The sequence below is a fragment of the Solimonas sp. SE-A11 genome, from assembly GCF_030345715.1.
Classification (GTDB): Bacteria; Pseudomonadota; Gammaproteobacteria; order Nevskiales; family Nevskiaceae; genus Solimonas_A.
Window position 1 is genome coordinate 37,918 of the sequence record NZ_JAUASX010000019.1, and the last position, 12,064, is coordinate 49,981.

The following is a 12,064-nucleotide window of genomic DNA, read 5'->3' on the forward strand; positions in this document are numbered from 1 at the left end:
CGGCGTCACCCCGGCCTTTCACACCTAACGCCCCAGGATTTCCCGGTTGTGCTCGCCCAGCTTGGGGCTGGGACCGTTGAGGGTCTTGGCGTGGCTGAACTGGATCGGGTTGGCGAATACCGGTTTGCCGTTCTGTTGCTGCACGATGCCGCGGGCCTGCACCTGCGGGTTGGCCAGCACCTCGTCCATGTCCAGGATCGCGGAGACGCAGGAATCACCGTCGGCCAGCAGGGCTTCCCACTCGTCGCGGGTCTTGGACTTGAACAGCTCGGCCAGGCCCTGGCGCAGCGGCTCACCCTTGGGGCCCACGGCGAAGGGCATCTTCAGCAGGTCCGGACGTCCGACCATCTGGCAAACGTTGGCGAAGAACTTGTACTCCAGCGCGCCGCAGGCGATGTGCTTGCCGTCGGCGGTTTCGTAGATGCGGTAGTTGGGCGTGGCGCCGGACAGGATGTCGCCACCGCGCGGCGCCGGCTTGCCGGTGCTGCGCATGCCGGCCAGGGTCAGGACCTGTAGGGCCAGGGTGCCATCCATCATGGCTACGTCCACGAAGCTGCCCTGCCCCGAGGCCCGGGCGCCGATCACGGCCGCCAGGATGCCGACCACGCAGGTCAGCGCGCCGCCGGCCAGGTCGGCCACCTGGAAGTTACCGGCGGAAGGGGCATCGCCCGCCGCGCCGGTCTGGCTCAGCTCGCCGGCGTAGCCGCGGTAGTTCATGTCATGGCCCGGGCGGTTGCGGTACGGGCCGGTATGGCCGTAGCCGGTCAGCGAGGCGAACACCAGCTTCGGGTTGATGGCGCGCAGGGTCTCGTAGTCGCAGCCCAGCTTGCCCATCACGTCGGGGCGGAAGGACTCGATCACCACGTCGGCGCTCTTCACCAACTCCTTGAACGCCGCCACGTCCTCGACCTTGCGCAGGTCCAGGGTCACGGACTTCTTGCCGCCGTTGACCACCTCGAACATCTCCGGCGTCAGGCGCGCGTAGTCGCCGCCATTGGGCTCCTCGATCTTGATCACCTCGGCGCCGAGCTGGGCCAGATAGAGCGTGGCGAAGGGGCCGGGCAGCAGGCGCGACAGGTCCAGCACGCGGATGCCGGCCAGGAGGGGGTTCAGCGACATGGGGACTCCAATGGGATGGGGCTCAGAACAGTGGATTTTAGGAAAGCAGGCGGCATGATCGCATCGTTAGTCGGCGATGCGTGCTACCCGGCTGGCGTCCTCACCTTCCACCAGCACGAAGTCACCGGTGGAGCCGGCCAGGCGCCGCTCGCGGAACGGCTTGTACTCGGGGCTCTGGTAGAAGCGGTGGGCCGCCTCGCGCGAGGGGAATTCGACGATGAGGAAGGTATGCGGCAGCGGGCGCTCGCCCTCGAGCTTCTCGAGCATGGACGTGCGTGCCAAGTAGCGCCCGCCATGGGCTTCCACCATGGGCGTGACCTTCTGGATGTAGTCCTTCACCCAGGCACGGTCGGTAACGACGATCTCGGCCACGGCATAGCACTTCATGAGGCGCTCCTTCTCAGAAACCATCGAGACCGCAATGCCGGTCCATGAACACCTTCATGCGACGCAGGTACTTGCCCTGATGCAGGTGCAACAGGTGATTGCCCGGGAACCAGTGCAGGTGGCTGTCGGGGAAATGCTCGTGCAGCAGGCGCACGTGACGCGGCGGCGTGAACCGGTCGCCCGCCCCGCCGATCACCAGCACCTTGTCGCCATCGATCTTCGGCGCATAGGTCAGCGGATTGTGCACCGCCAGAGCATGGCGCAGTTCGACCAGGCTGACGCCGGCCCGTTCCAGCGTGGCGCCCATCAGCGAGCCGGTCGGCTGCCACTCGCGCGCGATGTCCACGATGCTCGCCACCGGGGAGTTGGGGATGCAGAACGCCAAGCGCGGATCCACCGTCGCCAGCAGCGCCGAGGTGTAGCCGCCCAGCGACAGCCCGGACACGCCCATCTTCGACGCACCGCGGCGCTCCAGGAAGTCCAGCAGCACGCGCAGGTCGCGAACGGCGTGGACGATGGCCTCGTTGAAGCAGGGCAAGCCATTGGCGAACAGGCCGTAGCCGCTGAACCAGTCGCCCCGCTCCACCCGGTAGCCATGGAAGGGCATGGTGTAGAGCAGGACGTCGTAGCCCTGCTTGTAGAACCAGCGCAGCGAGAACATCTGCGCGTTGAACCAGTAGGCGTCCACGCCGAAGCCATGGACCATGACCAGCGTCGGCCGCGGCTTGCCGCGGTGGAACCAGTACTGGGCATAGCCGCTGCGGTTGCGGAAGCTGCGCGCGTAGCGCTGGGCCAGCTCCGGATTCAGTGGCTGATGGCCGCTGTCGAAGCGCAGCAGTCGGTAATTCACCCCGAAGGGTCGGTAGGACATCACACGGGGCTTCAATTGCTCCACGTGGACGCCCTGTCGTGAGCGGCCGAAGACCGCCTCGCTGTCATGCGTATCCGCCAGCAGCTGGTGCGGCTGCATCAGCCGCATCTGCTCGTGGATGCGTTCGGGCGTCAGGAAGCTGCGCCCCAGGGCCGCGGTGACAGCCACCCCGAGCACCGAGCGCAGGGCCCGGTCCAGCGCAGCGCTCGCGCCGACCTTGAAGCGATGGTCGGCGTCGAGTTCGGTGCCGTCCGCCTGCCGGAAGAAGTCCTCCGGCAGGCGTTGCCACCAGACCTCTGCCGCGGTGGCAGAAGCCGGCATCAGGCCAGCTTCGAGGCGTCGAAGAAGTTACCCATGCGCTGGGCCAGCATCAGGTCGCCGTCGACCTGCAGCTTGCCGGTCATGAAGGCGGTCATGCCGTTCAACTCGCCCTTCAGCAGCGCGACCAGGTCGTCGTCTTCCATCGTTACGGCGAGGTCCGAGGCCGTGGCGGTGCCTTCGACCACGCTGCAGCTGCCGCCCTTGATGACGACATGGGCTGGCGTAGAGATGTTGAACTGGATGGTGCAGTCGGTGCCGGAAGCGGCATCGGCATTGAAGGCGGCGGGCAGCTTCTTGAGGAACGCGGAGGCGCTCATGGGGATACTCCAGGTTGGTAAGCAAAGTGTTGATGTGGGAGCGGCTCGCGTCGCTCCCATGAAAGTGAGCTAGTCCCTGCGGTATAACGTGACGACGCAGGCGCCGCCCAGGCCGAGGTTGTGCTGCAGGGCAATGTTGGCGCCCTGCACCTGACGTGCATCGGCGGTGCCGCGCAGCTGCCAGACCAGTTCGGTGCATTGGGCCAGGCCCGTGGCGCCCAGCGGATGTCCCTTGGACAGCAGGCCGCCCGAAGGATTGGTCACCACCTTGCCGCCGTAGGTGTTGTCGCCGTCCCAGATGAACTTCTCGGCGCCACCCTCCGGGCAGAGACCCAGGCCTTCATAGGTCAGCAACTCGTTTGCCGTGAAGCAGTCGTGCAGTTCCACCACCTGCACGTCTTCGGGGCCGATGCCGCTGGCCTCGTAGACCTGGCGGGCAGCTTCCTTGGTCATGTCGTAGCCCACCATCTTGATCAGGCTGCGCTCGTCGAAGCTGCTGGCATAGTCGGTGGTCATGGCCTGCGCGGCGATGTACACCGGCTTGGAGATGCCATGCTTCTTGGCGAACTCGTCGGAGCACAGGATCGCGGCACCGGCGCCGCAGGTTGGCGGGCAGCACTGGAAGCGGGTCAGTGGATCGAAGACCTCTTCCGAGGCCATGATCTCCGCCAGGGTCAGCTTCTGGCCGAACAGCGCATAGGGATTGCGGCTGGCGTGATCGCGGGCCTTCTCGGAAATCTTGCCGAAGGTCTCCTTCCGGGTGCCGTGCGTGAAGCGGTACTCGCGGCCGGCGCCACCGAACATCTGGGCGGCCGGTGGTGCGGCGCTCATGCCCTGCACGTCGATCATCACCTGGGCATGGCGACCCATCGGCGGTTCACGGTCGTCGAACTTGTTGCCCAGCGCGCCCTTCTCCATCTTCTCGAAGCCCAGCGCCAGCACGCACTCGGCGGCGCCGCTTTCGATGGCTTGGCGCGCCAGCCACAACGCGGTGGAGCCGGTGGAGCAGTTGTTGTTGACGTTGACCACGGGGATGCCCGTGAGGCCCAGCTCGTAGACCGCGCGCTGGCCGCAGGTGGAGTCGCCGTAGACGTAGCCGACGTAGGCCTGCTGCACGTCCTTGTAGGCGATGCCGGCATCCGCCAGCGCCTTGGTGCCGGCCTCCTTCGCCATCTCGTAGTACTCGGGGCTGGCGCCGGGCTTGGCGAACTTGGTCATGCCCACGCCGATGACATTGACGCGACGTTTCATTTGTTTCTCCGGTTCTCGTTCGGGTGGGTTCAGATCAGCTTGTTCAGCACCGACAGCTCCTGCGCCAGGCGGACGTCGCCGTCCACGCGCAGCTTGCCGCGCTGGTACAGGTCACGTACCTGGACCTCGCCCTTGACCAGGGCCACCAGGTCCTCGTCGGCGATACCGAACACGGCACTCGCCTCGCCTGCCGCGCCCTGCTCCACTTTCGGAGCCGGGCCGGAGAGGTCCACCAGCCAGCTGGCCTCGGGGCTCTTCAGGTTGAAGCGGATCACTTGGCCCTTAAGGCCGTTGACTGCCTTCGGGTCGCTGCCCAGGCGCTGCTGCAAGGCGGCGAAGATCTCGCCGCCACGGCCGGGTTTTGCCGCCGCCGGTGCCGCGGCTGCCGCCGCCTTGGGCGCCGCTGCGCCGCCGGCGCCCCGTGCCTTCACCACTTCCTCCAGCAGCTTGGGATCGAGCTTCTGCAGGAAGCCGAGCTTCTGCGAGGCCATGACGTTGCCGCTGACCTTCATCTTGCCGCCGAAGTACAGCTTGTTCGGGTCGGCCTTGCCGGTGGACATGGCGATGAAGTCATCCTCGCTCAGCTCCAGCGTCACGTCAGGGCTGGCGGCATCGCCCTGCTTCACGCTGCCGTCGCCGGACTTCAGGTCCAGGTGCCAGGCGCTGTCCGGGCCGGTCAGCTTGAACTGGAACAGGGTCTTGATCTGGTCACCCAGGCCCTTGTTGGCCGCCAGGTGCTTACCGATGGCCGCGAAGATGTCGGACGAGTTGGGGCCGCTGGACGCTGCCGCCGGAGCGGCGGCAGGTGCGGCACCGGCGCGGGCTGCGATGGCCTCCGCCAGCAGTTTCGGATCGAGCTTCTGCAGGAAGCCGAGCTTCTGCGAGGCCATGACGTTACCGCTGACCTTCATCTTGCCGCCGAAGTACAGCTTGTTCGGATCCGCCTTGCCGGTGGACATGGCGATGAAGTCATCCTCGCTCAGTTCCAGCGTGACGTCGGCCGTGGCTGCGTTGCCCTGCTTGACCTCGCCATTGCCGGACTTGAGGTCCAGGTACCAGCTGGAATCCGGTGACTTCAGCTGGAACTGGAACACCGTCTTGATCTGGTCACCCAGGCCCTTGGTCGCGACCAGGTGCTTGCCGATCGCGGCGAACACGTCGGCCGATACCGGGCCGCTGGCGGCGGCCGGTGCCGCCGTGGCGGCAACGGCCTTGGCGGCCACCTTGCGCTGAGGGATCTGCTCGTAGAGCTCCACCGCCGCGCCCTTGATGACGACCTTGTCGCGCTCCTTGACCTTGGTCTCGAAGACAATGCGGGTTTCGGACTCCTTCCACATGCGCGTCACCAGGGTCTCGCCGGGGAACACGCTGTCGGCGAAGCGCACCTTGATGCTCTTGAAGCGGCGCGGATCGTTGTTGAGAAAGCTCTTGATCACGTGGCGGCCGACATGGCCATAGGTGCACAGGCCATGCAGGATCGGCTTGTCGAAGCCGAAGGCCTTGGCAAACGCCGGATCCACGTGTAGCGGGTTCCAGTCACCGGACAGGCGGTACAGCAGGGCCTGGTTGGGGTCGGTCTTTTCCTCGACCACCGCGTCGGGCTCACGCGCCGGCGGCACGTTGACGTCCTGCGAGGGGCCGCGGTCACCGCCCCAGCCGCCCGCACCGCGGACGAAGGTAGTGATCTCGTTGTAGGCCACTTCCTCGCCGGTCTCGTCGGTGGTGGACACCGCCATGATCACCACGGCATGCGGCGCCTTGTCGTAGGCGGCCTTCATGCGGAAGGTACTCTTGAGCTTGCCCTTAGGCGCCAGCGGATACTTGAGTTCGGTGTACTGCTCGCCGTGCAGCACGCGCTCGAAGCCGAAGTTGAAGCCCTTGACCGGCTGCTTGCCTTCCTTGGCCAGCGCCAGCATGGCGTTCATCGGAGGCATCACGGCGTAGGTCGGCAGCGCGTAGAACTTGTCGCCCTTCAGCTCGTTGACGTAGGCCAGTTCCTTATCGTCGAGCGGATTATTGGCCGCGCCGACGCCGAGGGCATACAGGGCCAGGTCGCGCTGGTCGTAGGTGGAATCCAGCGTCACCTCCGACTTGGAGGCCTCGTCCAGGTCGATGAACTCGTTGCCGCCGAGCGACTTCGCGCTCATGTTGGACAGCAGCGGCGCCATCGACTCGTTGATGTTGGTCGGGTACTCGCCGTCCTTGAAGTCGGTGACCTTGGCCCAGTTCTTGGCCACCTCTTCCGGGCCGAAGCCACGGCCGATCTTGAAGGAGTGCCCGCGAGTGCGCTCCCAGCGCAGCTTGGCGTGGTAGCCGGCGCCCACTTCGAACAGGCCGCCGGTCTCCTTGCAGTCCTCGTGGCAGAGCCACCCGACCAGCGGGCTGACGTACTCCGGCTTTAGCGCGTCGATCAGTTCCGGCGGTAGCACCGTCTCGGTCAGGCGGCTGCCTGCGATCGGGGCAATGGTGTTGACGTGGACGTTCTTGCTGCGGCCTTCCTGCGCCAGGGTATTGGACAGGCCCACCAGCGCCAGCTTGGCCGCCGAGTAGTTGGCCTGGCCGAAGTTGCCGTAGATGCCCGCCGCCGAGGTGGTCATCACGATGCGGCCGTAGCCCTTGTCGCGCATGATCGGCCAGGCCGCATGCGACACCGCGAAGGAACCGTTCAGGTGTACGCGCACGATCAGGTTCCAGTCGTCCACGGTCATCTTGTGGAAGCTGGTATCGCGCAGGATGCCGGCGTTGTTGATGACGATATCCACCGTGCCGAAGGCATCGACGGCGGTCTTCACGATGCTGGCGCCGTCCTCGACGGAGTCGTAGTTCGCCACAGCCTGGCCGCCGAGCGCCTTGATCTCCTCGACCACCTTGTCGGCCGCCGCGGAGGACTTGCCGCCGCCGTGGATGTTGCCGCCGAGGTCATTGACCACCACGTGCGCGCCGCGCGCGCCGAACATCAGCGCATGCTGCCGGCCCAAGCCATTGCCGGCACCGGTGACGATGACGACCTTGCCGTCATAGCGAAGCTGATCTGCCATTGAAGCGTCTCCAGAACTCTCTGTCTTGTTTTGAAAACCCGGGCCACGGATAGCCCGGTCTTGCGCAGGGATGTGTGAGCCGGAACGCTTACAGCGTTCTGGCGATCAACTCCTTCATGATCTCGTTGGTGCCGCCGTAGATGCGCTGCGCGCGCGAATCCACCCAGGCGCGGGCGATCGGGTACTCCAGCATGTAGCCGTAGCCGCCGTGCAGCTGCAGGCACTGGTCGATCACCTTGCACATCAGGTCGGACGTCCACATCTTGGCCGTGGCGGCGTCGTCCACGCCCAGCTTCTTCTTCACCACCAGCTCGACGCAGCGGTCCACGTAGACGCGGCCAATGGCCAGTTCGGCCTTCATCTCGGCCAGCTTGAAGCGGGTGTTCTGGTAGGAAGCCACCGGCTTGCCGAAGACCTTGCGGTTGCGGGTGTATTCCAGGGTGTGCTTCATGGCCGCTTCGGCGCCGGCGATCGAGGTGATCGCGATCATCAGGCGCTCCCAGGCCAGCTCCTGCATCAGCATGATGAAGCCCATGCCTTCCTTGCCGCCCAGCAGGTTTGCCTTGGGCACGCGCACGTCCTTGAAGAACAGCTCGCAGGTGTCCTGCGCATGCATGCCGATCTTGCGCAGCGGCTTGCCCTTGCTGAAGCCCGGGGTGTTGGCTTCCACCAGCAGCAGCGAGATGTCCTTGGCGCCCTCGCCCGAGTTGCCGGTCTTGGCGACGACGATGGCCAGGTCGCAGAGATAGCCGTTGGTGATGAAGATCTTGGAGCCGTTCAGCACGTACTCGTCGCCGTCGAGCACGGCGGTGGTCTTGACCGCCTGCAGGTCGGAGCCGGTGCCGGGTTCGGTCATGGCGATGGCGCCGACCAGCTCGCCGGTGGCCATGCGCGGCAGGTACTGGGCCTTCTGCTCCTTGGTGCCGAAGTTGTTGATGTACGGCGCCACGATGTCCGAATGCAGCGAGAAGCCGACGCCGGAATCGCCGGCATAGGACTGCTCTTCCATCAGGATCGTGCTGTAGGTGCGGTCCACGCCCAGGCCGCCGAACTCCTCCGGCATGGTCACGCAGAGCAGGCCCATTTCGCCGGCCTTGTTCCAGAGCTGGCGGTCCACATGCTGCTGGGCCTCCCAGGCCTCGCGGTGCGGGACGACTTCTTCGGCGAAGAAGCGGCGGACAGTCTTGCGGAAATCTTCGTGCTCGGCCGTGAAAAGGCTACGCGGGATCATCAGGGGGCTCCGGAAGGAAATGGATCATTTACATACAGTCTGGACTGTATCATAGTGGTCCAGCCGGAAGGGCTGTCAACCGTGGCGCGAGGGCCGCGGGCCAAGCCTTTAATGGCATTAAAGTTCTTGCCGAGAGGGTCCGGGATGTCCAGAATCGCGCCCGCCATGAAAACCGCCATTACCGAGAAGCCGCGCCGGCGCACGCAGGAAGAGCGCAGCGAGGCCATGCGCAAGCGCCTGCTCGCCGCCACGCTGGAAAGCTTGGCGGAAGACGGCTATGCCGGCAGCACGCTGAGCTCCATCGTGCGCCGCGCCGGCGTGTCGCGTGGCGCACAGGTGCACCACTACCCCAGCAAGCAGGCCCTGCTGCTGGATGCCTCGGAAGACCTGCTCAAGCGCACCTACCGCCGCCTGGGCACACTGCTGCTGTCCATCTCGGAGGAAGACAATCGCCTGCAGGCCCTGGTGGATGCCTGCTGGGAGCAGATGTTCGCCACCCCGCTCTACCGCGCCTACTGCGAGCTGGTGGCCGCCAGCCAGCGCGACGAGGAACTGGCGCAGGCGCTGGGCGCGATGCTGCGGCGCGTGATGGCGCTGTTCGAGCCGGCCGCCAACTACTACTTCGAAACCAGCGGCACCAAACTGCGGCCGGCCGACATGTTCCTGCAGCTCAGCTGCCTGCTCAGCGGGCTCGGTCTGCAGGCCACGCTATTGAGCAAGCCGGTGATCCGCTCGCAACTCGACGGCTGGGTGCGCCAGGCATCGCCGATCCTGCGCGCCCGAAAGGGCATCACCAGCCCACCGCCGCGACCGGCATCCTGGGATCGTGTGCTGGAAACCGTAGGCTGAACCCTGGCCGCTGCGGGCGGTCCAAATGGGCATCTCGGTATGGAGCCCTCATGGCACGCGACAAGGAACGTCACCCGAGCATCAAGGATTCACGCAAGCCTGCGCCGGTGAAGGATCCTCCTGTGCATCCACAGGAGCCCCCACTGAATCCGCCCATTGAAGTCGACAGCACGCCACCGCTGCCCGACGATGCCGTGGCACAGGAACCTGAGGCGAGACGATGACGACCACCATCGTCGTGCATCTGCCGGCACATCGCGCCATGGCATTGAAACTGCAGCCGCAAGAACCTGATGCGGCCGCGGCCTACGACCAGAATATCGTTGGCTACATGCAGTTCCTCAAGGACCAGGCGCAACGTGCCGGCCATGCGGTGACCGCAGACCAGCAGGATTTCGGCCCGATATTCTCGATAGATGAGAGTAGCCATGCCGACAAGCTCGCCGCGCACGCCTGGCTGGAATCGCAACCGGATATCTGGAACTGGATGCCCTCCGCGTCCATTCGCTGAGTCGTCCTTGCGTTGAAATCGTGCTCGCAGCGCCATGCAGGCTGCATGAACGCCCATGCAAGTTGCACCGGCCAATCGAAGCTCATCGGCCGACCATGATTGCATCCATATGTAAGCGTTGATCTTTTTCCTTGGCCCGCCCCTTGCCTGACAAGGTCCCAGACCTGGCGCGGCAAGCGGGGTGTCTGCATGCCCACTGCCGCAGGAGAACGAATGACAAAAAACAGGAATGGCGGCGCATCGGTCGTGGAAGCGGTATGCGCTCCGCGCATTGCCATCGAGCGCATCTCGCCCCAGGTAGATGAAGGGCGCTGGCCGGCGAAGGCCACCCTGCGCCAGGCGGTGACCGTAGAGGCCGATATCTTCATCGACGGACATGCGCAACTTGCCGTCAGCCTGGTGACGCCGCAGGCACGGGTGCCTATGCGCATCCTGGGTAACGACCGCTGGCGTGCCGTGATCGTGCCGCTGGGCCTCGGCCCGCAGCGTTGGTGCATCGAAGCCTGGCTGGATCGTTGGCAGGGTTTTCGCAGCGAACTGTCGAAGAAGCGCGATGCCCGACTGGGCTTGCAACTCGAGACCCAGGAAGGCATCGCCTTGCTGCAGCAGATCGCCAAGGAATCGTCCGCCAAGGCACTTGCGCCCTGGCTGGCCAAGCTGCAAGGCGCCCAGGATGCAGTCGCGCTGCTGCTCGACGAAGAGTTGGCGCAGCAGGTCGCGGCCGTCGATTCCCGCCCCTTCCTGGTCAACGCAGAATTCGTGATGGACGTGGAGCGCGAGCGCGCCGGCTTTGCCAGCTGGTACGAGCTGTTTCCTCGTTCGCTTGCATCGGATGCGCATCACCACGGGAGCTTCGACGATGTCATCGCGCGCTTGCCGGCGATCAAAGCGATGGGCTTCGACGTGCTGTATTTCCCGCCGATCCATCCTATCGGACTCAAGCATCGCAAGGGCCGTAACAATGCCCTGCACGCGGGCCCCGGCGAACCTGGCAGCCCCTACGCCATCGGCAGCGTCGACGGCGGACATGAAGCAGTCCACCCTCAACTGGGTGGAATCGCCGGCTTCCGCCGCCTGAGCGAGGCCGCTGAGGCGCAAGGTCTGGAACTGGCGCTGGACTTCGCGGTGCAATGCTCGCCGGATCATCCCTGGCTGACGCAGCATCCCGAATGGTTCTCCTGGCGCCCCGACGGCAGCATCCGCTACGCCGAGAATCCGCCCAAGAAGTACGAGGACATCGTCAACGTCGACTTCTATGCCGAAGGCGCCACGCCTTCGCTGTGGCTGGCCTTGCGCGATGTGATCCAGGGTTGGATCGACGAGGGCGTGAAGATCTTCCGTGTCGACAATCCCCACACCAAGCCACTGCCCTTCTGGCAATGGCTGATCGCCGACATCCGCTCGCGGCATCCAGAAGCCATCTTCCTTTCGGAGGCCTTCACCCGCCCCGCGATGATGTATCGCCTAGCCAAGATCGGCTTCCAGCAAAGTTATACCTACTTCACCTGGCGCAACGACAAGCGCGAGCTGACCCAGTACCTTACCGAGCTGACGCAGGGGCCGCCCAAGGACTTCTACCGGCCGCATTTCTTCGTCAACACGCCGGACATCAATCCCTATTTCCTGCAGACCTCGGGCCGACCCGGCTTCATGATCCGCGCTGCGCTGGCCACGACGCTGTCCGGCCTTTGGGGCATGTACAGCGGCTTCGAGCTCTGTGAATCGGCGGCACTCCATGGCAAGGAGGAATACCTGGACTCGGAGAAGTACGAGATCCGTCCTCGCGACTGGCAGGCGCCGGGCAATATCGTTGCCGAGATCACCCGGCTCAACCGCATCCGCCGCGAGAATCCAGCGCTGCAGACGCACCTCGGCGTGAAGTTCTACAACGCCTTCAACGACCAGGTGCTGTACTTCGGCAAGGCCACGCCAGATCGCAGCAACTTCATCCTCTGCGCCATAAGCCTCGACCCGCATCGTATCCAGGAGACGCAGTTCGAGGCGCCGCTCTGGGAGTTCGGCCTGCCCGACCATGGCGTGCTGGACGTGGAGGAGCTGATGCGCGGCAGCCGCTTCAGCTGGTTCGGGAAGATGCAGCACTGGCGTTTCATCCCGCAGGAACTGCCGTTCGCCATCTGGCGCATACGGCCACGCTCATAGGGAAGGCAT

Annotated in this window: 11 protein-coding genes; 4 read left to right on the forward strand and 7 right to left on the reverse strand. The window is 65.1% G+C overall.

Going from position 1 to position 12,064, the window contains the following annotated elements; translation table 11 throughout:
- Positions 1-24: 24 nt before the first annotated feature.
- From QT386_RS18585 to QT386_RS18615, 7 genes are all read right to left on the reverse strand, one after another.
- Complete coding sequence (locus tag QT386_RS18585; protein WP_289275243.1) at positions 25-1,119, reverse strand: CaiB/BaiF CoA-transferase family protein; 1,095 nt, start codon at positions 1,117-1,119, stop codon at positions 25-27.
- A gap of 66 nt (positions 1,120-1,185) precedes the next feature.
- Positions 1,186-1,506: a DUF1330 domain-containing protein gene (locus QT386_RS18590; protein ID WP_289275244.1), complete on the reverse strand. Its 321-nt coding sequence runs from the start codon at positions 1,504-1,506 to the stop codon at positions 1,186-1,188.
- Between the two features lie 13 nt (positions 1,507-1,519).
- Positions 1,520-2,698 carry a S9 family peptidase gene (locus QT386_RS18595; protein ID WP_289275245.1) on the reverse strand — a complete coding sequence of 393 codons (1,179 nt, stop codon included), beginning with the start codon at positions 2,696-2,698 and terminating at the stop codon, positions 1,520-1,522.
- A complete protein-coding gene (locus QT386_RS18600) occupies positions 2,698-3,015 on the reverse strand; it encodes an SCP2 sterol-binding domain-containing protein (RefSeq protein WP_289275246.1) in 318 nt (105 codons plus the stop codon). Before QT386_RS18600 ends, QT386_RS18595 begins: the two co-directional genes overlap by 1 nt.
- Positions 3,016-3,084: 69 nt before the next feature.
- Complete coding sequence (locus tag QT386_RS18605; protein ID WP_289275247.1) at positions 3,085-4,266, reverse strand: lipid-transfer protein; 1,182 nt, start codon at positions 4,264-4,266, stop codon at positions 3,085-3,087.
- A 29-nt stretch (positions 4,267-4,295) separates the two neighbouring features.
- Positions 4,296-7,304, reverse strand: coding sequence for a peroxisomal multifunctional enzyme type 2 (locus QT386_RS18610; protein WP_289275248.1), 3,009 nt, complete (start codon positions 7,302-7,304; stop codon positions 4,296-4,298).
- Positions 7,305-7,392: 88 nt separating this feature from the next.
- Positions 7,393-8,535, reverse strand: coding sequence for an acyl-CoA dehydrogenase family protein (locus QT386_RS18615; protein ID WP_289275249.1), 1,143 nt, complete (start codon positions 8,533-8,535; stop codon positions 7,393-7,395).
- 165 nt (positions 8,536-8,700) lie between these two features.
- Between QT386_RS18615 and QT386_RS18620 the strand changes: the two genes are divergently transcribed.
- The 4 genes from QT386_RS18620 (at position 8,701) to QT386_RS18635 (ending at position 12,055) form a co-directional block, all read left to right on the forward strand.
- Positions 8,701-9,384: a TetR/AcrR family transcriptional regulator gene (locus QT386_RS18620; protein ID WP_289275250.1), complete on the forward strand. Its 684-nt coding sequence runs from the start codon at positions 8,701-8,703 to the stop codon at positions 9,382-9,384.
- A 50-nt stretch (positions 9,385-9,434) separates the two neighbouring features.
- Entirely contained in the window at positions 9,435-9,608 is a 174-nt protein-coding gene (locus QT386_RS18625; RefSeq protein WP_289275251.1) for a hypothetical protein, read from the forward strand.
- Positions 9,605-9,895, forward strand: a complete 291-nt coding sequence (locus QT386_RS18630) for a hypothetical protein (RefSeq protein WP_289275252.1) — start codon at positions 9,605-9,607, stop codon at positions 9,893-9,895. Before QT386_RS18625 ends, QT386_RS18630 begins: the two co-directional genes overlap by 4 nt.
- 213 nt (positions 9,896-10,108) lie before the next feature.
- Entirely contained in the window at positions 10,109-12,055 is a 1,947-nt protein-coding gene (locus QT386_RS18635) for an alpha-1,4-glucan--maltose-1-phosphate maltosyltransferase (RefSeq protein WP_289275253.1), read from the forward strand.
- Positions 12,056-12,064: the final 9 nt, after the last annotated feature.